Source organism: Flavobacterium sp. RSP15 (assembly GCF_003968755.1).
In the GTDB taxonomy this organism is placed as follows: domain Bacteria; phylum Bacteroidota; class Bacteroidia; order Flavobacteriales; family Flavobacteriaceae; genus Flavobacterium.
Map to the genome: position 1 here is coordinate 134,289 of NZ_RYDL01000002.1, position 20,753 is coordinate 155,041.

Consider the following 20,753-nt stretch of genomic DNA (forward strand, 5'->3'; position numbering starts at 1 on the left):
TGAAATCGTGTTTTTTTATAGTTGTTGTTCTGTTTAAAACTGTGCCGCTTCTGTAGAATCTTTCATTGCGGTTGTAGAAGATTTCCCGATTGTCACAGTATTTTGTACCGCATCAAAATAAGATGTTCCTACGAAACCTTGGTGTTTTACCGCTTTGAAACCGTGTTTTTGCAAAGCAAACTCTCTTTCCTGCAATTCAGAATATCCTGCCATTCCTCTTTCTTTATAGGCTTTAGACAATTCGAACATGCTGGTATTCAACGCATGGAATCCGGCTAAAGTGATGAATTGGAATTTGTATCCCATTGCTGCAAGATCTTCGCGGAATGTTTCCATTTCAGCCACGGATAATTTAGCAGCCCAGTTAAAAGAAGGCGAACAATTGTAAGCCAACATTTTTCCTGGGAATTTTGCGTGAATTCCTTCAGCAAATTTTCTAGCGTAATCCAGATCCGGATTGCTAGTTTCCATCCAAATTAAATCAGCGTAAGGCGCATAGCTCAATCCTCTGTCAATTCCTTGTTCCACACCACAATTTACATAGAAAAAGCCTTCTCCTGTTTTTTCGCCTGTGATGAATTTAGCATCTCTTGGGTCAATATCGCTAGTCAATAAGTTTGCTGCATCCGCATCGGTACGTGCCACAACAATTGTTGGCGTTCCCATTACGTCAGCTGCTAAACGAGCCGCAATCAATTTGTTGATGGCTTCTTGCGTAGGAACCAATACTTTTCCACCCAAGTGACCGCATTTTTTTGCAGAGCTCAATTGATCCTCAAAGTGAACTCCGGCTGCTCCCGCTTCAATCATCGCTTTCATTAATTCGAAAGCATTTAGGTTTCCTCCGAAACCGGCTTCGGCGTCAGCCACAATAGGAACTAAATATTCTTTTTTGTCTGCAGTCCCGTTAACCACTTGTATTTGATCTGCTCTCAATAAAGCGTTATTGATACGTTTTACAACCAATGGAACACTGTTAGCAGGATATAAAGATTGGTCAGGATACATTTCGCCGGCTACGTTTGCATCAGCAGCAACTTGCCATCCGCTCAAATAAATGGCGTCTAATCCTGCTTCTACTTCTTGAATGGCTTGGTTTCCGGTAAGCGCGCCAAGTCCGGCTACAAAATCCTGAGCATTTAGTTTATTCCATAAAGTATTCGCTCCAATTCTGGCTACGCTATGTTCTATTTGATATGAACCTTGCAATTTCACCACTTCTTCAGCAGTATATGGTCGCTCAATGCCATTCCATCTTGGGTTTGTAATCCAGTCGGTAACTAATTCTTGAATTCTTGTTTCTGTAGTTTTCATAGTGTTTATAAAGGTTTAATGGTGTTTAATAATTTTTTATTGAAATTGATTTTATTGAAATTTTAAATGTATTTGTATCCTGGAATAGTCAAAAACTCGATAAAATTGTCGTTCACGACCAGAATATCTAATAATTGTTCTGCCAATCTGTATTTTTGTTTTTCGTGATTCTCATCTCCAACGAGCTTTCTTATTTTTTCAAATTCTTCCATAGCCAGTCGGTGATAGTATTTTTCAGTCAGGACTTTTTGATTATCTAAAACCACTTTGTTTTGCAGCCATTGCCACAATTGTGATCTTGAAATCTCAGCAGTAGCGGCATCTTCCATTAAATTGTGCAAGGCCGCGGCGCCTTGTCCGTTGAGCCATGAAGCAATATATAAAACCGAAATACTGATGTTTTTTCGAACACCTTGCTCGGTAATGGTTCCTTTTGGCGTTTCCAGTAAATCACTTTCGGTAACGTATACGTCTTCTCTTTTTACCTGAATTTGGTTTTGGTTTGGCATGTATTTGTCGAATACCGTCATGGCAAGCGGAACCAAATCTGGATGTGCAACCCAAGTTCCGTCATGACCATTTTTTACTTCCCGTTCTTTGTCGGATATTACTTTATCGAAAGCAATTTTATTAGCTTCTTCGTTATTTTTTATTGGAATTTGTGCGGCCATTCCGCCTATTGCGTGAATATTTCGTTTATGGCATCTTTGTATAACCAATTGGGAATACGCACTCATGAATGGGGCAGTCATAGTCACCTGATCTCTATTTGGAACAAGAAAAGCTGGGTTTTTTCTTAGTTTTTTGATGTATGAAAAAATGTAATCCCATCGACCGCAATTAAGGCCTACAATATGCTCTTTCAGTTCAAAAATGATTTCATCCAATTGAAAACTGGCCGTAATGGTCTCTATCAAAACTGTAGCTTTGAATGTTCCGTTATTTACACCCAAATATTCCTGCGTGAATTCGAAAACCTCATTCCACCATCGCGCTTCCAGATAATGTTCCAGTTTTGGAATGTAAAAATAGGGCGCCGTTCCATCCTCAATAAGTTGTTTGTAATTATGAAAAGCATACAAACCAAAGTCAATTAGCGATCCCGAAGTTTGTTCTCCATCAATCAAAATATTTTTTTCCGGCAAATGCAATCCTCGTGGTCTGACAAGCAGAACGGCAGTTTTGTCGTTCAGGCTGTATTTTTTATTTTTTATCTTGTCTTCAAGAGTGATGGTTTTATTCACCGCGTCTTTCAGGTTTTGCTGTCCTGACATTAGGTTGCTCCACGTAGGCGAAGTACTATCTTCAAAATCAGCCATGAAGGTTTTTGCTCCGGAATTCAAGGCATTGATCACCATTTTTCTGTCGACCGGTCCTGTTATTTCGACTCTTCGGTCTAATAAATCCTTGGGTGTTTGCGCTGCTTTCCAATTGCTTTCTCGGATGCTTTTTGTTTCAGCAGGAAAAGTGGGTAAGACCCCCTGATCAAATAAATCCTGTTGTTTTTTTCGTTCTTCTAAAAGGTCGAGTCTTTTTTTGTTGAAATTTTCATGAAGTAAAGACAAAAAAGTCATGGCTTCATCAGTTAAGATTTCCGGGTACTGCTCGGTGGTTTCTTCTGAAAAATTTAACAAATTTTTCGAATATACTTCTTTAAAATTCATTTTTTAACACATTTAAATTGATACTATTAAACTTTTGCTGATAATTATTAATTATTCAACACTGCAATACTACAAAAAGTTTTTTACAAAACAAGCGAACGTACGCTAAAAATTAAAAATATTTTTTTTGGCGTAAATATTTTTTACATTATCTTTGAAATATGAATATAGAAAAGGATTATATCAAGTTAATTTTTGGACTTAAACTGAAGCAGGCTCGTACCAATAAAAAACTGTCTTTATTTGGTTTGGCAAAAATCACGGACCTTTCAAAATCGTACTTGAACGAAATTGAAAAAGGGAAAAAGTATCCTAAAACGGATAAAATTATTCTGTTAGCCGAAAAACTCGATATTTCCTATGACAATATGGTTTCCTTGAAACTGGATAATAATCTGGCACCCATTGGAGAAATCCTAAAATCTGGTATTCTGAAAGAGATCCCGTTGGATATTTTCGGGATTCAGGAAAATGATCTTATCGACATTATTGCTAACGCTCCTGCAAAAGTCAATGCGTTTATCAGTACGATTATTGAGATTGCGCAACATTATAATTTAACCAGAGAGAGTTTCTTCTTGGCTTCATTGCGTTCGTATCAGGAAGCGCACACCAATTATTTTGAAGATTTAGAGCTGAAGGTTTTGCAGTTTTCCAAAGCGTTCTACGTAAATATTGACACTAAAATTTCGATTGAAGAACTCACAGCAATATTAATGGAGGAATACGGATATACGATAAAAGAACTTGTTTTTTCGGAACAAGAACAATTGGGGGATTTGAGGTCGATTTTTGTGCCAAAAAGCAAGACTTTGTTACTTTCATTAGATATTGACGAACCTCAAAAAGCATTTATTCTGGCCAAAGAAATTGCGTATAATTATCTCGCAATCACCGATAGACTGTATACGTTCAGTTGGATTAAATTTGATAATTTCGACCAAGTTCTGAATAATTTTTATGCTTCATACTTTGCGGGAGCATTGCTTATTCCGAGACAGAAACTGATAGACGAACTGAATTTATTTTTGTCCAAAACAGATCCGAAACCTCAGGAAATGATTGCTTTGATGAGCGGGTTTAATGTTTCTCCGGAATCATTCTACCAAAGGCTGACCAATATTTTGCCAAAAGATTTTCAGTTAAAAAATCTTTTTTTTCTGCGATTGTCCCATCAAAAAGGAACGGACACCTATCAGATAAAGAAAGAATTACACATCACCAATCAGCAGGAGCCGCATGCGAATGAAATGAATGAGCATTACTGCCGAAGATGGGTTTCGATACGCACAATTGAGGAGTCTTTGAAGCAAAAGAAAAACCACTTTTTTGATGCACAAATCTCCAGTTATGAAAACAGTAAAAATGAATATCTTGTTTTTTCATCCGCAACACCGGATCCGTTCAAAGTAGATTGTATCCGCAGTATTTCGGTAGGAATTTTAATCACTCCGGCCGTGAAGAAAAAATTTAAGTTTATGGAAAACGACTCCATTAAAAAACAAATTGTTGGGGTTACCTGTGAGACCTGTGCGGTAAAAAATTGTTTGGAACGGGCTTCTCCACCAATTCAGTTAGAGCAAAAAATGCGGAACGAGAATACGGATTTAATCGTGCAGCAATACATGACAAAATTCAGTTAATATAGAGTCCTGTTTTAGTAAAATAAATTTTAGTCTGGGAAGTGCTTTTTATTATATTTTAAACATTTTAATTTCGCGCGAGAGTAATTAAAGGTTTGGAAATTGATGTATAAATTATTAATATCGAGTGCTTAAATACTATTTTTGCTCTTCAATAGTAAGATTGATTTTCAGTCTTTTTCATTTTTTATTTAAGTTTTTTTTCTTTTTTGTTGAATCATTTTTAGTTCATTTCTAGATTTGTGTTTGATATTTAAGGATTTCTTGGTGTTTTGTGTAAAACACTTTAAATTCATTATAAATAACAGCGAAAAGGTTGTAGTTGCTGTCTAATTGCTCTATTTTTGTACGATTCTTTAAAATCAATTATTTAAATCTTATGGCAAAATCTGCATTATTGAAATCGTCAATAGCAAAAAAAGTAGCTATGGCACTTTCAGGCCTTTTTCTGATGTTGTTTCTAGCACAGCATTTTTTTATCAATATGACATCGGTTTTCAGTGCCGATACTTTTAATTCCATTTCCCACTTTATGGGAAATAATCCATTGGTTCAATTTGTTATACAGCCTATATTGATTGTAGGGGTAATATTTCACTTTATCATGGGTTTTGTCTTGGAATTTAAAAATAACAGTGCAAGACCAATTTCTTATGCTAAGAATAACGGAGCGGCTAATTCTTCTTGGGCTTCAAGAAATATGATTATTTCTGGATCAGTAGTTTTAGCTTTTTTATTAGTTCATTTTTATGATTTTTGGGTTCCCGAAATGGTTTACAAATACGTAGATGTTAGTCCATTGAATGAAACTAGATATTTTCATGAATTAGCTGAAAAATTTGAGAGTCCAATACGAACGGGGTTGTATTGCTTATCGTTCCTTTTGTTGTCATTGCACTTATGGCATGGATTCAGTTCTTCTTTTCAATCCGTTGGATTTAATAATAAGTATTCAAAATCGTTAAAAGGTTTCGGATACGGTTTTGCAATCGTAATTCCTTTTGGTTTCATTTTCATTGCATTATTTCATCATTTTAATCATTAATATTAAATTATAAATGGCATTAGATTCAAAAATTCCAGGAGGTTCAATTTCGGACAAATGGACAAATTATAAAGATCATATTAATTTAGTAAACCCTGCTAACAAACGTAATTTAGATATTATTGTAGTAGGTACTGGATTAGCTGGAGGTTCTGCAGCTGCAACATTAGCAGAGTTAGGATATAATGTAAAAGCGTTTTGTTTTCAAGATTCACCACGTCGTGCGCACTCTATTGCTGCACAAGGGGGGATTAACGCTGCAAAAAATTATCAAGGAGATGGAGATTCAACTTTCCGTTTGTTTTATGATACTGTAAAAGGCGGCGATTATCGTGCGCGTGAAGCAAACGTACACCGTCTAGCTGAGGTTTCCACTAATATTATTGACCAGTGTGTGGCTCAAGGTGTTCCTTTTGCTCGTGAATATGGTGGATTATTGGATAACCGTTCTTTTGGAGGTACATTAGTTTCTCGAACTTTTTATGCCAAAGGACAAACAGGTCAACAATTATTACTTGGAGCGTATTCAGCAATGAATCGCCAAATAGGTCGTGGAAAAATAAAAATGCACAACCGTCACGAGATGCTAGATTTAGTAATTGTAAACGGTAAAGCAAGGGGAATCATCGCGCGAAACTTGGTTACAGGAGAAATCGAAAGACATTCTGCTCATGCTGTAGTTATTGCTTCCGGAGGATACGGAAACGTATTTTTCTTGTCGACTAACGCAATGGGAAGTAACGTAACAGCAGCTTGGAAAATTCACAAAAGAGGCGCGTATTTTGCTAATCCATGTTACACACAAATTCACCCAACTTGTATTCCAGTATCCGGAGATCACCAAGCAAAATTGACCTTGATGTCTGAATCGTTGCGTAATGATGGCCGTATTTGGGTTCCTGCAAAATTAGAAGATGCAAAAGCGATTCGTGAGGGAAAATTAAAACCAACTCAAATTGCAGAAACAGACAGAGATTATTATTTAGAAAGAAGATATCCTGCTTTTGGAAATTTGGTACCCAGAGATATTGCTTCTCGTGCGGCTAAAGAAAGATGTGATGCCGGTTTTGGTGTTAACAAAACGGGAGAAGCTGTTTATCTTGATTTTGCTGCCGCAATCGAAAGATACGGAGTGGATCAAGCGAGATTAAAGCATTTAGACGAGAATGATAAAGCTTTGGTTATTAAGTTAGGAACAGAAATTGTAGCAAATAAGTACGGTAACTTGTTCCAAATGTATGAGAAAATTGTGGATGAGAATCCATATTCAACTCCAATGATGATTTATCCTGCCGTGCATTACACGATGGGCGGAACTTGGGTTGATTATAACTTACAAACTACAATTCCAGGTTGTTTCTCTATTGGAGAATCTAACTTTTCAGATCACGGAGCCAACAGGTTGGGAGCTTCGGCACTGATGCAAGGTTTGGCTGATGGATATTTTGTTCTTCCCTATACTATTGGAGATTATTTAGCCCCAGATATTAAGATGGGTGCTATCTCTACTGATTCTCCTGAGTTTGAGCAAGCTGAGAAAAATGTTCAACAACAGATTGAGGCATTGATGAATAATGGTGGTACTAAACCAGCAGATTATTTCCATAAAAAATTAGGAAAAATCATGTGGGACAAAGTAGGAATGGCTCGTAATGCCGAAGGTTTAACAGAGGCACAAAATGAAATTGCCGCAATTAGAGACGAATTTTATAAAGAGGTAAAGATTCCTGGAACAGCGGATAGTTTTAACCCAGAATTGGCGAAAGCACTTCGTATTGCTGATTTCCTTGAATTAGGAGAGTTGTTTGCCAAAGATGCCCTGCATAGAAATGAATCTTGTGGAGGGCACTTTCGTGAAGAATATCAAACTCCAGAAGGAGAAGCGCAACGTGACGACGAAAATTTTGCATACGTTGCAGCATGGGAATACAAAGGAAAACCAAGCGATGCGGTATTGCACAAAGAAGAGTTGAAATTCGAAAATGTTAAACTAGTTCAAAGAAGTTATAAATAATTTAGTCTAATGGCTAATGTCTTAAAGTCAATCGACTTTCGACTTTCGGCTTTAAGACTTTCAAACTCAAAATATGAAACTTACATTAAAAATATGGCGTCAGAAAAATGCCGCTGCAGAAGGAAAAATAGTTGAATATCCAATTGATGGAATTGAACCAGATATGTCTTTTCTTGAAATGCTTGACATTTTGAACGATGAATTAATCGTAAAAGGAGAAGATACTGTTGCTTTTGATCACGATTGTCGCGAAGGAATTTGCGGGATGTGTTCGTTGTACATCAATGGCGAAGCGCATGGGCCTGACCGTTTGGTTACAACTTGTCAATTGCACATGCGTAAATTTAAAGATGGAGATACTATCTTTATCGAGCCCTTTAGAGCTAAAGCTTTTCCTGTAATTAAAGATTTAGTAGTAGACAGAGGTGCATTTGACAGAATCCAGCAATCTGGTGGTTTTGTATCTGTAAACACATCTGGAAACACGATCGACGCAAATACAATTCCTATTCCTAAACATGATGCAGATAGAGCTTTTGATGCTGCAACTTGTATTGGTTGTGGAGCTTGTGTTGCAAGTTGTAAAAACTCCTCGGCTATGTTATTTGTTTCTGCAAAAGTGTCTCAATTTGCTTTATTACCACAAGGTAAAGTTGAAGCTGCTGACCGTGTAATGAATATGGTTGCTCAAATGGATGCAGAAGGTTTTGGTAACTGTACCAATACTGGAGCATGTGAAGTAGAATGTCCAAAAGGAATTTCTCTTGAAAATATTGCCAGAATGAATAGAGAATATTTGTCTGCAAGTTTGAAAGGATAAAACCGTAAGATATAAATTTATAAAACGCATTCAATGTCAAAGTTGAATGCGTTTTTTTATGTAAAATAATCTATTATACACTAATCTTTCCATCCCCAAGGTGCAGCAGGCGTACCTACTGTTTTTGTCAAATCAAATTTCACAGAAAACAATCGGTCAGAACCGATGCGCCTTAGGTTGTACGTGAAAGAAGTTTCGTCAAGAGTAATCCACCAAACATTTGCAGCAGCATTTGGAATCAAATCACAGGTTTCCTGATCTGCCGGAAAAAATTGAAGCGTTGCTGAGCCAGAATTAGTAGTTGTACCTCCATATTGTGTCACCTTATCCTCCAAACCATCTTCGTGGCGGTGGTCGTGTTTCAACTGGATGCGATCGTTTTCATAAGCAAGTACCCAGGTTCTTGACTTGTCGTCTCCTACAAAAAACGGAATCCGAATCGTGTTTTCATCGCAGTTGCGGACATGCATCACCAGTTTTTTATCCCGAAAAGTGTCATTGGTTGCACCCTCTGTGACTGTTCCTTCAAAGGATTTCCCACATTGTTTTTGTAGGTTTTCCCAAAATTGTTTCGCTCCCGATTTTTCCTGTCCAAAAATCAAAACAGAAAATAATAGTGTACACACAAGAAGTGTCTTTTTCATAAAGTTCTTTTTTGCTAATATAATGAACTTATGGTATTGTGATATTTCTTATTTTTATAAAAAATAAAGTAAAATGAAAATTATCCTAATTCAAGCTCCTTTAGTTTGGGAAAACCCAAAAGCCAACCGAAACTATTTCGAAGAAAAAATCAGTGCACTTACTGAAAAGGTAGATTTGATTGTGCTTCCTGAAATGTTCACAACGGGCTTTACGATGAATCCAAAAGATGTTGCAGAAACAATGCAAGGCGAAACCATTGTATGGTTACAATCATTGGCAAAAGCTACAAATAGTGCTATAACAGGAAGTTTAGTTATTAAGGAAAACGGAAGTTTTTACAACAGAATGGTGTTTGTATTTCCTTCTGGGACAATTCAGTGCTATGATAAAAAACACTTGTTTACCTTAGCTGGCGAAGATAAAGTATATACTAGTGGCACCCAAAAAACGATTGTAAATTATTTAGATTGGAAAATTTGCCTTCAAATATGTTACGATTTGAGATTTCCTGTATTTTCCAGAAATTCAGAGGATTATGACTTGGTGATTTATGTGGCGAATTGGCCAAAAATTAGAACAAATGCTTGGGATGCTTTATTGAAAGGACGAGCGATAGAAAACATGTGCTATACCATTGGTGTCAATAGAATAGGAACCGATGCCAATGGACACGAATACATTGGTCACTCACAAGCAGTCGATTTTCTGGGGAATTACATTCAAGAGCCAATAGCACCAGAAGGTTTGTTTTTAGTAGAATTAGACCAAGAAAAAATGCTGGAAACCCGACAAAAACTGGGTTTTTTGAATGACAGAGATTCTTTTGAAATAGAAAACAGGTAACATTTATTTCTTTTTGTCGGTTTTCTTTTTAGGTTCCGGAATGTAGGGAAGACTTAAATCAAATGCCTGATTGACGTCCCAATTTGCCCGAACATCAATTTCTTTGGAAAAGTAAATCACTTCCTCGGCTTGACGTTTTTCTAAATAATTACCGGAATCCCATTCCCGGTTTTTATTGGCATCATAAATAATACGGAGGGTGTACAGCGCAGGGTCAATTAAATTAAAATTTATTGTGGTGTTTTCCTCGGTATATTCAGTAACTAAAACATCCCCTTTCGCATTTGTGAGTTCAACAATGACGGGAAATTGTTTTACATTTTGCAACTGCACGGTCAGATTCCCATAATCAGCAGTGCTTTGAGTGTTTAATTTATACGTTAAAGTATCATTTGTTTGTTCGAAAAAATCAGTTAACGCTCCAGGTAAAATTTCAAATGTATAATTTTCGGAAGGTTCTTTTATGAAATCAAAAAATAGCTTTTGATTGAATTCGTCATATTTAGTGGTAAAAGGCACTGTATCTTTTGCGTTATTGGTTAGTTTTATTTTCGAATTTTCGAAACGGGTTAAAGGAGTATTACTTTCTAATGTAAATTGCTCTCTAAATTTTAAGGTTCCGTTTTGCAGGGCTATGACGTTTAAAGTATCTTTTTTCTGGTCTTTTATTTTAAAGTTGAATTTCGATTCGTATTGACCTTTGGCTACAGCCAAATTTAGTGAATCAGCTTTAATGGGCTTGTACCAGATTTGAAGGGAATCTTTTTTTGGAAATTTAGTAATAACAGTAGGCAGAAGATTGTTGTTGTTTTTTAAAATTATTTTGGGACTGTCATCAGCAGAATTTATTAGTCCCTCATACCCTACTAACAAGCGGTTTCCTGAGGCTTGACTAGGCTTAAATGTTTTGAAAGGAAGTGTTTCCTTAAATAATTCTAACTCATAAATAGTGTCATTTGGAATCGTAATAAAGTCTTTACTAAATCCAATTTTATCTGTTTTTGGGTTGTATTTATTGTTGCTGTTGTAGTCTTTCATGGCTACAAGAAGATATTTCCCTGCTTTTAAATTCTCTAAACGAAACGTCTTCAAGCTGTCCAATGTGTTGGTTACATATCTTGGGGTTTCAGTATAAACAACGGAGTCCTTGAAACTGTCATTGACTTCGTAAAGCATAACTGATACGAATGATTCCACTTCCTTTTCATACGCACTTTTCAGAGTACCACCAAGGCTTAAAGAGTCAATATAATCGCCGGTAGAAAATACATATTTGAATTGATTTAACGGATTTCCTTCATTATTATCAGCAATACTTTGTCCAAAATTAAAGCTGTACGTGGTGTTGGGTTGTAGTGTATCTTTAATTTTTATGGTGATCGTTTTGCTTGCCGTTGTGGGTAAAACCAATGGATCGTTCTTCATTGGTGGTGAAATAATCAATTGTTTGTTCAGGTTTTTTATTTTGATGTTTTCGTCAAATACCAACTTAATCTCATCTTCTTTGAAGTTTGTGTTGAAGTTTTCCGGGAAACTCATTTTCAAAACAGGCGCAATAGTATCTTTTAATCCCCCAGTGATAGAGCCTCTTTTGGCACAACCAGCTACAATAAAAAGCAATAATAAGAAGGCGTATTTTAAATTGTTTTTCAACATATCAAATCATAATTAGAATTTACAAAATAACAATTATAATTCATGTGATTGCTATTTTTTATAAAATTATTATGAGCAATAAATTCAACTTCCTTTTTGTGGGAATGTTGTTTTTTCTTTTTAATGTTTAATTTTACCCAGAAAAATAATTGCAGTTATAATTCGCAGTGGTACCAGAGTTTTTCAACTAAAGTAGCGCTGCGCTCAAAACATAAATAATGAGAAAAATAGAACATATTGGGATTGCAGTTAAGGATTTAGAAGTGTCGAATTTAGTTTTCGAAAAGCTTTTTGGCGCTCCGGCCTACAAATTCGAGGCGGTGGAAAGTGAAGGAGTAACAACTTCTTTTTTTATGAATGGGCCTAATAAAATTGAGCTTTTAGCAGCTACCAATCCAGAAAGTCCTATTGCTAAGTTTCTTGAAAAAAAGGGAGAAGGCATACACCACATTGCCTTTGACGTAGAAGATATAGTTTTAGAAATTGCGCGTTTAAAAAAAGAGGGGTTTATTGTATTAAATGAAATTCCTAAAAAAGGGGCTGATAACAAGCTAGTTGCTTTTTTGCATCCAAAAAGTACGAATGGCGTTTTGATTGAGTTGTGTCAGGAAATAAAATAAGTGTTTTCAGGATAATTCATTTAGTAATCTACTATTCAGCACGTTTCTCTTTAAAAGCGATGAATCATTGAAATATTATTGAAATCTAAGTCAAAATATTTGGAGTACATGAAAAATAGTAGTAATATTGCACACTCTTAACCGGTCCTATAGCTCAGCTGGTTAGAGCACCTGACTCATAATCAGGTGGTCCCTGGTTCGAGCCCAGGTGGGACCACAGTTTAAGTTTAAAAGCCTTGCAGTACTGTGAGGCTTTTTTTGTTTCTATCAGTACAACAAATGGTTGTTTACAAATATAGTCATCTTTTCATTTTGTTTCAATTACTATCTTTTTTTTATTTATGATTGTAAATAAAACTAAAAGCTATGGAAAATAATTTGCGATACAATTTCTTCTACATGCATGGGACATTACTAAATGTAAAAGCTTTTTTCGAATCTGATAGGGCGGTGTACATTTTTGGCCCCATGTTGCTACGTTATTCTAGTGGAGAATGAAATTGATAAACTCGATTTTACAGGTGGACTTTTTTAATAAAAAATAGATATTAAAAACGGGTACATTTTTCTAATTACTCCAAAAAATACACGAATAGATAGTTCTAGGTCTGCTTATTTTGTTATTTTTGTGTAAATAAATATTTTTATGAGTATTTCAAGTATTATTCCAACAGCAAAAATAATTGAACGTTTACATTATGAAAATCCGTGGTGGGTTTCTAAGGCAGTCCATTCGGCTTATCAGAACATGCAAAAACGATTGTATTTTGATTTGTTTTATCCTTTTGTAAAAGAAAAGGATATTCGCAGAGCTGTTGTCTTGATGGGTCCTCGTCGCGTTGGTAAGACCGTCATGATGTTTCATTCCATTGATCAATTGATACAAGAAGAAGTTGATCCTCAAAAAATATTTTTTGTGGGTATCGATAACCCGTTATATTTAAACTTAAGCTTAGAAGATATTTTATTGCTTTGCAAAGATGCTGTCAAATTGCAAAATTTAGATGGATGCTATGTTTTTTTTGACGAAGTACAATACTTAAAAGATTGGGAACGTCATTTGAAAGTATTAGTAGATTCATACCCGGACACCAAATTTATAGTTTCAGGTTCTGCTGCAGCAGCTTTGAGATGGCATAGCACTGAAAGTGGTGCTGGTCGATTTACTGATTTTATGCTACCACCGCTAACTTTTCAGGAATACATTCATTTAAAGAATATGAATCATTTAGTATTGAAAGGCGAAATTGATTATGGCAATCGAAAAATCCCATATACCATAGCGCATGACACCAAAGCTCTAAATAAAGAATTTTTGAACTACTTAAATTTTGGAGGCTATCCAGAAGTTGTTTTGTCTGAAAAGATACAAAGTGATATGGGTAGGTATGTGAAAAATGACATTGTAGATAAAGTGCTTTTGAGAGATTTACCAAGTCTATACGGCATTAAAGATGTTCAAGAACTAAATCGTTTCTTCACATACATCGCTTACAACACTGGAAATGAATTCTCTTATGAAACGATGTCAAGAGAAAGTGGAATTACTAAAGATACTTTGAAAAAATATTTAGAATATCTAGAATCTGCCTTTCTAATTAAAGTATTGAATAAAGTTGATATCAATGCCAAGCGATTAAAAAGAGTAACCAGTTTTAAAGTGTACTTAACCAATCCATCACTAAGAACCGCCTTATTTTCTCCTATTTCTGAAACGGATAGCGAAATGGGTAATATGGTTGAAACCGCAATTCTATCCCAATGGATGCACCGAGAGAATTTAGATTTAACCTATGCCAGATGGAAAGATAGAAAAGAAGGAGAAGTTGATTTGGTTTTACTAGACGATAGGAAATTCAAACCGTTGTGGGCAATTGAGATCAAATGGAGCAACCGCTATTTTGATAAACCACAGGAGTTAAACAGTCTTATTCAATTTTGTCAAGCCAATGATTTTAAAAGTGCATTAGTTACTTCAATTGATAAAGAGGGAGTAAAAGAGATTGGCGACATTCGTTTTACTTTTGTACCCTCAGCCCTATATGCTTACAATGTTGGGGAGAATACTTTAAAGATGAAAAACACATCATATTAAACAATCAAAAGTTGTTTTCCGTAATAATTAAGGACGCTTTTCTTCCTTTCTCTAAGTTGGGTTTTAAGAATAGCACATATAAAGACTTGAAGCGTAGCTTTGTAATGGGACTTGGGCGAGCCCAGGTGGGACCACAGTTTAAGTTTAAAAGCCTTGCAGTACTGTGAGGCTTTTCTTTTTTTATATCTAAAATTTTATAAAAACCGCCTTTTGTCAGCGTTAGTCTTGTTTATATTAAAAGGATGTATTTATTTTACACCATAAATACTCTGATTTTTTAAAGAATAATTCAATTTTAAATATGAAATTTATTCAAAGGTTTTTTATTACTCTGATTTTATTTGTGTTTTGTATTTTTAATGTATTAGCTAAAGATCCACCACCACCACCGCAGGCAAGGACAACAGAAGTAGTTCCTCCTCCTCCTCCTCCCGGGGTGTCTGTAGACGAAAATATAAACACCATGATGCTAGTTGCTTTATTATTTGGGGTTTACATCATTTATAGCTTTAGGTTAAAACAAAAAACTCCAATCTAGATTGGAGTTTTTTTTGTTTATAATACTATTGAGTTCTTATTTGTTGGCATACAATCTAGAAACGTATTTACCAATGACATCAAATTCAAGATTTATTTTTGTACCAACTTCAAAGGTTTTAAAATTAGTATGTTCGTATGTATAAGGAATAATGGCGACACTAAACTGATTTTTCTTTGAGTTCACAACCGTTAAGCTAACACCATTTACCGTAATGGATCCTTTCTCAATGGTAATGTTGTTCCAATTTTCCTCGTATTCAAATGTGTAAAGCCAGCTTCCGTTAGTCTGCTCGGCAGTGATGCAGGTGCCCGTTTGGTCTACATGTCCCTGAACAATATGTCCGTCCAGCCTGTCTCCCAGTTTCATTGCTCTTTCCAGATTGATACTGTCCCCAACTTTCCAATCCGATAAATTTGTTTTTTTTATTGTTTCGTCTATTGCAGTTACGGTATAGAAAGTGTCGTTGATAGCAACAACCGTAAGACAGACCCCGTTATGAGCCACGCTTTGATCTATCTTAAGTTCACTGGTAATTGATGCGTTTATGGTAATATGAACGTTATTTTTTTCTTTTTTTATTTCTTGGATGACACCAAGGGTTTCTATGATTCCTGTAAACATTTCTTGTTTTTTTTACTAAATTTGCACTTCAAAATTAGCAATAAATAACGGTATGTCATTATGAAAAAAGCAGAAAATATAATTGTCGGAATTTCTATAGGAGATTTAAACGGTATTGGAAGCGAAGTTGTTCTAAAAACATTTGAGGATTCTCGCATGTTAGAGTTATGCACTCCAGTTATCTTTGCTAATGTTAAGTTGTTGTCTTTTGTTAAGAAAAGTTTTCCATCAACATCTTTGCTCCACGGGATCGACAAATTAGATCAAATTGTAGTGGGCAAAATCAATGTATTAAACCTCTGGAAAGAAAGTGTGGATTTAAATCTTGGCATGGATGATACTAAGGCAGGGGAATATGCTATAAAATCATTTATTGCAGCGACGAAAGCACTCAAAGAAGGTGTCATAGACGTTCTGGTAACCGCACCAATAAATAAATTCAATATACAATCAGACGATTTTAAGTTCCCGGGCCATACGGATTACCTAGACCAAGAACTAGAAGGCAATGCCCTGATGTTGATGGTTCAGGATACTTTGAGAATAGGATTGCTGACAGATCATATTCCGCTTAGTGAAGTCGCCTCGCAGCTAACGGAAGAATTGATTGTGCGAAAAATCGAAACGGTCAGACAGACTTTGATCAAAGATTTTGGCATTAATAAACCCAAAATAGCAGTTTTAGGTTTAAACCCGCATTGTGGAGATGGCGGAGTCATAGGGACAGAGGATGACTTGATTATAAAACCTACATTAAAAAAAATGTTCGACAAAGGGATCTTAGTATTTGGTCCATTTGCTGCAGATGGTTTCTTTGGCAGTAATCAATACGAGAAATACGATGCCGTTATAGCAACCTACCACGATCAAGGATTGATTCCTTTCAAAACATTATCTTTTGGAAAAGGAGTAAATTATACGGCAGGCTTGCATAAAATAAGAACCTCTCCAGATCACGGCACCGCTTATGATATAGCAGGCAAGGGAATAGCTGATTTTAACTCCTTCAAAGAGGCGGTATATCTGGCAATAGACATTTATCATTCCAGAAATCAATACGCGGAAATCAGCAAAAAACCATTGAAAACAAAAGAAAAGCAGTTGTGAACAAAAAAAAGTGAATAACAGTATTAGATTTGCAATAATTTTATATCTTTGCACTCCCGAAGTTTAGGGGAAAATTGTTGTTGAAATGAAGAACACAAAAGAATATTTAATTCCTTTTATAGGATTAAAGCTAGGTAAACATCATTTTGAGTATCAAATCAGTAATGCGTTCTTTGAAATCTTTGATTATGATGAATATCTAGATTCAAAGATCAAAGTAAATGTAGTTTTAGAGAAAAAAAGCACACTCTTAGAGTTGCGTTTTAATCACAAAGGAGTTGTAAATGTACCCTGTGATCTTACCAGCGAAGATTTTGATCTGCCAATTGAGGGAGAAATGAAATTAATCGTTCGTTTTGATGAGGTTTACAATAATGATAACGACGAATTATTGATTTTGCCCCACGGAGAGTTTGAAATAAATATTGCACAATATATCTATGAAATGATTGTGCTGTCAGTCCCTCTAAGACGCGTTCATCCTGGAATACAAGATGGGAGTTTAAAGACAGAAGCATTGACTAAACTCAATGAATTGGCGGTAAAGGAAGAAAAAGAAGAAAGCAAAGAAGAAGAAAATATTGACCCGCGTTGGGACAAGTTAAAGCAACTATTAACGGATAAATAATATAGTAAAATGGCACATCCTAAGAGAAAAATCTCCAAAACAAGAAGAGATAAAAGAAGAACACATTACAAAGCTACTGTAGCACAGATTGCTACTTGTCCAATTACTGGAGAAGCACATTTATACCACAGAGCATATTGGCATGAAGGTAAAATGTACTACAGAGGGCAAGTTGTTATAGATAAATCTGTAGCTGTTGCATAATACATTTTTTGTAAATGATATTCGAACTCTCACATCGTGAGAGTTTTTTTGTTGTTTGTAATTTTCGTTAAATAAGAAGTTCTAATTCAAAGAGAATGGAATTTTTTTTGTAATTTTCAATCTTTTTAAAAATTTTCAAATGGCACCATTTGACTAGAAATAAACGCATACAATGAATACAATCACAGCCGCAATAACCGCTGTTGGAGCCTATGTTCCAGACTTTGTACTAACGAACAAAGCTCTTGAAGCCATGGTCGACACCAATGACGAATGGATCACCTCTCGTACAGGAATAAAAGAAAGAAGAATCCTTAAAGACAAGGACAAGGGAACTTCTTTTTTGGCCATAAAAGCCGCACAGGATTTATTGGCCAAAGCGAACATTGACCCTTTAGAGATTGATTTACTAATTATGGCAACCGCAACGCCAGACATGCCAGTAGCATCAACAGGCGTGTATGTCGCAACCCAAATTGGAGCCACAAATGCTTTTGCTTATGATTTGCAGGCTGCTTGTTCCAGTTTTTTGTTTGGGATGTCAACAGCTGCTGCTTATATTCAATCCGGAAGGTATAAAAAAGTACTCTTAATTGGTGCTGATAAAATGTCTTCGATCGTGGATTATAAAGACCGATCGACTTGTATTATTTTTGGAGATGGCGCAGGTGCAGTACTCTTTGAACCTAACGATGAAGGATTAGGATTGCAGGATGAATACTTACGCAGTGACGGAATTGGCAGAGATTTTCTTAAAATTGATGCCGGCGGATCACTTAACCCTGCCTCTTTTGAAACGGTAAGAGACAACAAACACAACATTATACAAGACGGAAAAACGGTGTTTAAATACGCCGTAACCAATATGGCAGATTCAAGCGAATTAATTTTGAAAAGAAATAATCTGACAAATGAAGATGTCGATTGGCTGGTTCCGCATCAAGCCAATAAACGTATAATTGATGCGACAGCCAACAGAATGAATTTAGAAGAATCTAAAGTATTAATGAATATCGAAAAGTACGGAAATACAACCTCTGCCACTTTGCCATTGGTGCTCAGTGATTTTGAACATCAGTTCAAAAAAGGAGATACGATAATTTTGGCCGCTTTTGGAGGTGGATTCACTTGGGGATCTATTTATCTAAAATGGGCATACGACAAAAAATAAATTTAAACTAAAAACAAATAATTATGGATTTAAAAGAAATTCAAAATCTAATCAAGTTTGTCGCAAATTCAGGAGTTGCAGAAGTTAAACTAGAGATGGATGACGTGAAAATCACCATCAGAACAACCTTAGAAGGAAATGTCACTGAGACTACTTATGTACAGCAAATGCCCGCTCAAGGAGTGCATCAGCAACCATTAGCTCCACAGCAAGTGACTCCCGTTGCCGTTGTTCCGGTAGTACCCGTGATAGAAAACGCTCATTTCATCACTATAAAATCTCCAATTATCGGAACTTTTTATAGAAAACCATCTCCGGATAAACCGATGTTTGTTGAAGTAGGTAAAAGCATAGCTAAAGGAGACGTTCTTTGCGTTATTGAAGCTATGAAATTATTTAACGAAATTGAATCTGAAGTTTCTGGTAAAATCGTAAAAATATTGGTTGACGATATGTCGCCAGTTGAATTTGACCAACCTTTATTCTTAGTAGATCCATCATAAGAAATTATAAATTATAAATTTTGAATGATGTTTTTTCATTATTTGAAATAATTTAAAATTTAAAATTCAACATTTAAAATTTCAAAACAAGATGTTTAAAAAAATATTAATTGCAAATAGAGGAGAAATTGCGTTACGCGTAATTAGAACCTGCAAGGAAATGGGTATAAAAACAGTAGCGGTTTACTCTACTGCAGATGCTGAAAGTCTTCATGTAAGGTTTGCTGATGAAGCCGTTTGCATAGGACCACCTCCAAGCAACTTGTCCTATTTGAAAATGTCAAATATAATTGCCGCCGCAGAAATTACCAATGCAGATGCAATACATCCAGGATATGGATTCCTTTCTGAAAATTCTAAGTTTTCTAAGATTTGTCAAGAACATGGAATCAAATTCATTGGAGCTTCGCCAGAAATGATTGATAGAATGGGAGATAAAGCTTCTGCAAAATCAACCATGATTGAAGCGGGCGTTCCTTGCGTTCCGGGATCAATAGGGATTTTAGAATCCTATGAACAAGCCCTGCAACTATCCAGAGATTTTGGCTATCCCGTGATGCTCAAAGCAACCGCTGGTGGTGGTGGAAAAGGAATGCGTGCAGTTTGGAAAGAAGAAGAACTCTTAAAAGCATGGGACGGTGCACGTCAAGAATCGGCAGCTGCTTTTGGGAATGATGGTATGTATTTAGAAAAATTAATTGAAGAACCCCGTCACATCGAAATTCAGGTTATAGGAGATTCCTACGGAAAAGCCTGTCACCTTTCTGAAAGGGACTGTTCCGTACAAAGACGCCATCAAAAACTGACTGAAGAGACTCCATCGCCGTTTATGACTGATGAATTGCGTCAGAAAATGGGAGAAGCGGCTGTAAAAGCGGCCGAATATATTAAATATGAAGGTGCCGGAACGGTAGAATTTTTGGTGGATAAAAATCGTAATTTCTATTTTATGGAAATGAATACTCGTATTCAGGTAGAACATCCAATTACAGAACAAGTGATAGATTATGATTTGATTCGGGAACAAATTCTTGTTGCTGCAGGAGTTGCCATTTCAGGAAAAAATTATTTACCTCAATTGCATGCCATTGAATGCCGTATTAATGCGGAAGATCCTTATAATGATTTTCGTCCGTCTCCAGGAAAGATTACAACGTTACATATGCCGGGAGGACATGGTGTTCGTCTAGATACCCATGTGTATTCCGGGTATACCATACCACCTAATTATGATTCAATGATTGCAAAGTTGATTACAACTGCTCAATCACGTGAAGAAGCAATAAGTAAAATGAGAAGAGCCTTAGATGAATTTGTGATAGAAGGAATAAAAACGACTATTCCTTTTCACAGACAATTAATGGACGATCCTCGTTATATTGCAGGTGATTACACAACCGCGTTTATGGATACGTTCAAAATGAACGACCCAGAATAGCAGATTTACATATCCATAATAAAAAACCTTGCAGCGATGCAAGGTTTTCTTGTTTAGAACCACTACACAAAGACAAAGCGGGTAATTTATACCCATAACACCCTATGTATTACCCACATTTCTCCTTTTTAGAAAAAACAGATTTTATTAAACACCTCTATTTCAGAAACTTAATAACGCA

Annotated in this window: 19 protein-coding genes and 1 tRNA gene; 14 read left to right on the plus strand and 6 right to left on the minus strand. The window is 35.8% G+C overall.

Annotated features, from left to right (window positions below; genetic code table 11):
* Window positions 1–33: 33 nt before the first annotated feature.
* Together aceA and aceB are read right to left on the minus strand one after the other, a co-directional pair.
* A complete protein-coding gene (gene aceA / locus EKM00_RS02950; protein ID WP_126451992.1) occupies window positions 34–1,314 on the minus strand; it encodes an isocitrate lyase in 1,281 nt (426 codons plus the stop codon).
* A gap of 62 nt (window positions 1,315–1,376) precedes the next feature.
* On the minus strand, window positions 1,377–2,978 hold the full coding sequence (aceB, locus tag EKM00_RS02955; RefSeq protein WP_126515184.1) for a malate synthase A: 1,602 nt from the start codon (window positions 2,976–2,978) through the stop codon (window positions 1,377–1,379).
* 161 nt (window positions 2,979–3,139) lie between these two features.
* On the opposite strand from aceB, the gene EKM00_RS02960 reads away from it, so the two are divergent.
* The 4 genes from EKM00_RS02960 to EKM00_RS02975 all read left to right on the plus strand — a co-directional run bounded on the left by EKM00_RS02960 (window position 3,140) and on the right by EKM00_RS02975 (window position 8,500).
* Window positions 3,140–4,621 (plus strand): helix-turn-helix domain-containing protein, encoded by a 1,482-nt coding sequence (locus tag EKM00_RS02960; RefSeq protein WP_126515185.1) that lies wholly within the window; start codon window positions 3,140–3,142, stop codon window positions 4,619–4,621.
* Between the two features lie 379 nt (window positions 4,622–5,000).
* Window positions 5,001–5,666 (plus strand): succinate dehydrogenase cytochrome b subunit, encoded by a 666-nt coding sequence (locus tag EKM00_RS02965; RefSeq protein WP_126515186.1) that lies wholly within the window; start codon window positions 5,001–5,003, stop codon window positions 5,664–5,666.
* 13 nt (window positions 5,667–5,679) lie between these two features.
* On the plus strand, window positions 5,680–7,680 hold the full coding sequence (locus tag EKM00_RS02970; RefSeq protein ID WP_126515187.1) for a fumarate reductase/succinate dehydrogenase flavoprotein subunit: 2,001 nt from the start codon (window positions 5,680–5,682) through the stop codon (window positions 7,678–7,680).
* 73 nt (window positions 7,681–7,753) lie between these two features.
* Window positions 7,754–8,500, plus strand: coding sequence for a succinate dehydrogenase/fumarate reductase iron-sulfur subunit (locus EKM00_RS02975; protein WP_091253757.1), 747 nt, complete (start codon window positions 7,754–7,756; stop codon window positions 8,498–8,500).
* An 80-nt stretch (window positions 8,501–8,580) separates the two neighbouring features.
* On the opposite strand, the gene EKM00_RS02980 is transcribed toward EKM00_RS02975, so the two are convergent.
* Window positions 8,581–9,144 carry a hypothetical protein gene (locus EKM00_RS02980; RefSeq protein ID WP_126515188.1) on the minus strand — a complete coding sequence of 188 codons (564 nt, stop codon included), beginning with the start codon at window positions 9,142–9,144 and terminating at the stop codon, window positions 8,581–8,583.
* 73 nt (window positions 9,145–9,217) lie between these two features.
* Between EKM00_RS02980 and EKM00_RS02985 the strand changes: the two genes are divergently transcribed.
* The gene (locus EKM00_RS02985) at window positions 9,218–9,988 is read left to right on the plus strand and encodes an amidohydrolase (RefSeq protein WP_126515189.1); all 771 of its coding nucleotides are present in this window, start codon (window positions 9,218–9,220) and stop codon (window positions 9,986–9,988) included.
* A gap of 3 nt (window positions 9,989–9,991) precedes the next feature.
* On the opposite strand, the gene EKM00_RS02990 is transcribed toward EKM00_RS02985, so the two are convergent.
* Complete coding sequence (locus EKM00_RS02990; RefSeq protein WP_126515190.1) at window positions 9,992–11,644, minus strand: Ig-like domain-containing protein; 1,653 nt, start codon at window positions 11,642–11,644, stop codon at window positions 9,992–9,994.
* 218 nt (window positions 11,645–11,862) lie between these two features.
* Between EKM00_RS02990 and mce the strand changes: the two genes are divergently transcribed.
* From mce to EKM00_RS03005, 3 genes are all read left to right on the plus strand, one after another.
* On the plus strand, window positions 11,863–12,264 hold the full coding sequence (gene mce / locus EKM00_RS02995; RefSeq protein WP_126515191.1) for a methylmalonyl-CoA epimerase: 402 nt from the start codon (window positions 11,863–11,865) through the stop codon (window positions 12,262–12,264).
* A gap of 143 nt (window positions 12,265–12,407) precedes the next feature.
* A tRNA-Ile gene (locus tag EKM00_RS03000) sits at window positions 12,408–12,481 on the plus strand.
* Between the two features lie 429 nt (window positions 12,482–12,910).
* Entirely contained in the window at window positions 12,911–14,359 is a 1,449-nt protein-coding gene (locus EKM00_RS03005) for an ATP-binding protein (RefSeq protein ID WP_126515192.1), read from the plus strand.
* A gap of 312 nt (window positions 14,360–14,671) precedes the next feature.
* Here EKM00_RS03005 and EKM00_RS14685 read toward each other — a convergent pair whose 3' ends face one another.
* Together EKM00_RS14685 and EKM00_RS03010 are read right to left on the minus strand one after the other, a co-directional pair.
* A complete protein-coding gene (locus tag EKM00_RS14685) occupies window positions 14,672–14,824 on the minus strand; it encodes a hypothetical protein (RefSeq protein WP_158614873.1) in 153 nt (50 codons plus the stop codon).
* A 109-nt stretch (window positions 14,825–14,933) separates the two neighbouring features.
* Window positions 14,934–15,521 carry a riboflavin synthase gene (locus EKM00_RS03010; RefSeq protein ID WP_126515193.1) on the minus strand — a complete coding sequence of 196 codons (588 nt, stop codon included), beginning with the start codon at window positions 15,519–15,521 and terminating at the stop codon, window positions 14,934–14,936.
* A 57-nt stretch (window positions 15,522–15,578) separates the two neighbouring features.
* On the opposite strand from EKM00_RS03010, the gene pdxA reads away from it, so the two are divergent.
* From pdxA to accC, 6 genes are all read left to right on the plus strand, one after another.
* Complete coding sequence (gene pdxA / locus EKM00_RS03015; protein WP_126451981.1) at window positions 15,579–16,628, plus strand: 4-hydroxythreonine-4-phosphate dehydrogenase PdxA; 1,050 nt, start codon at window positions 15,579–15,581, stop codon at window positions 16,626–16,628.
* Between the two features lie 85 nt (window positions 16,629–16,713).
* Window positions 16,714–17,256 carry a YceD family protein gene (locus tag EKM00_RS03020; RefSeq protein WP_126515194.1) on the plus strand — a complete coding sequence of 181 codons (543 nt, stop codon included), beginning with the start codon at window positions 16,714–16,716 and terminating at the stop codon, window positions 17,254–17,256.
* A gap of 9 nt (window positions 17,257–17,265) precedes the next feature.
* Window positions 17,266–17,460: a 50S ribosomal protein L32 gene (rpmF, locus tag EKM00_RS03025; protein WP_007137315.1), complete on the plus strand. Its 195-nt coding sequence runs from the start codon at window positions 17,266–17,268 to the stop codon at window positions 17,458–17,460.
* 172 nt (window positions 17,461–17,632) lie between these two features.
* On the plus strand, window positions 17,633–18,631 hold the full coding sequence (locus EKM00_RS03030) for a beta-ketoacyl-ACP synthase III (protein ID WP_126515195.1): 999 nt from the start codon (window positions 17,633–17,635) through the stop codon (window positions 18,629–18,631).
* 23 nt (window positions 18,632–18,654) lie between these two features.
* The gene (gene accB, locus EKM00_RS03035; RefSeq protein WP_126515196.1) at window positions 18,655–19,134 is read left to right on the plus strand and encodes an acetyl-CoA carboxylase biotin carboxyl carrier protein; all 480 of its coding nucleotides are present in this window, start codon (window positions 18,655–18,657) and stop codon (window positions 19,132–19,134) included.
* A 91-nt stretch (window positions 19,135–19,225) separates the two neighbouring features.
* Entirely contained in the window at window positions 19,226–20,572 is a 1,347-nt protein-coding gene (gene accC, locus EKM00_RS03040; RefSeq protein WP_126451977.1) for an acetyl-CoA carboxylase biotin carboxylase subunit, read from the plus strand.
* Window positions 20,573–20,753: the final 181 nt, after the last annotated feature.

Coding starts and splice junctions, on each gene's coding strand:
- aceA (WP_126451992.1), bottom strand. CDS start 1,314: ATGAAAACTACAGAAACAAGAATTCAAGAATTAGTTACCGACTGGATT.
- aceB (WP_126515184.1), bottom strand. CDS start 2,978: ATGAATTTTAAAGAAGTATATTCGAAAAATTTGTTAAATTTTTCAGAA.
- EKM00_RS02960 (WP_126515185.1), top strand. CDS start 3,140: ATGAATATAGAAAAGGATTATATCAAGTTAATTTTTGGACTTAAACTG.
- EKM00_RS02965 (WP_126515186.1), top strand. CDS start 5,001: ATGGCAAAATCTGCATTATTGAAATCGTCAATAGCAAAAAAAGTAGCT.
- EKM00_RS02970 (WP_126515187.1), top strand. CDS start 5,680: ATGGCATTAGATTCAAAAATTCCAGGAGGTTCAATTTCGGACAAATGG.
- EKM00_RS02975 (WP_091253757.1), top strand. CDS start 7,754: ATGAAACTTACATTAAAAATATGGCGTCAGAAAAATGCCGCTGCAGAA.
- EKM00_RS02980 (WP_126515188.1), bottom strand. CDS start 9,144: ATGAAAAAGACACTTCTTGTGTGTACACTATTATTTTCTGTTTTGATT.
- EKM00_RS02985 (WP_126515189.1), top strand. CDS start 9,218: ATGAAAATTATCCTAATTCAAGCTCCTTTAGTTTGGGAAAACCCAAAA.
- EKM00_RS02990 (WP_126515190.1), bottom strand. CDS start 11,644: ATGTTGAAAAACAATTTAAAATACGCCTTCTTATTATTGCTTTTTATT.
- mce (WP_126515191.1), top strand. CDS start 11,863: ATGAGAAAAATAGAACATATTGGGATTGCAGTTAAGGATTTAGAAGTG.
- EKM00_RS03005 (WP_126515192.1), top strand. CDS start 12,911: ATGAGTATTTCAAGTATTATTCCAACAGCAAAAATAATTGAACGTTTA.
- EKM00_RS14685 (WP_158614873.1), bottom strand. CDS start 14,824: ATGGTGTTTATATTTTCGTCTACAGACACCCCGGGAGGAGGAGGAGGA.
- EKM00_RS03010 (WP_126515193.1), bottom strand. CDS start 15,521: ATGTTTACAGGAATCATAGAAACCCTTGGTGTCATCCAAGAAATAAAA.
- EKM00_RS03020 (WP_126515194.1), top strand. CDS start 16,714: ATGAAGAACACAAAAGAATATTTAATTCCTTTTATAGGATTAAAGCTA.
- rpmF (WP_007137315.1), top strand. CDS start 17,266: ATGGCACATCCTAAGAGAAAAATCTCCAAAACAAGAAGAGATAAAAGA.
- EKM00_RS03030 (WP_126515195.1), top strand. CDS start 17,633: ATGAATACAATCACAGCCGCAATAACCGCTGTTGGAGCCTATGTTCCA.
- accB (WP_126515196.1), top strand. CDS start 18,655: ATGGATTTAAAAGAAATTCAAAATCTAATCAAGTTTGTCGCAAATTCA.
- accC (WP_126451977.1), top strand. CDS start 19,226: ATGTTTAAAAAAATATTAATTGCAAATAGAGGAGAAATTGCGTTACGC.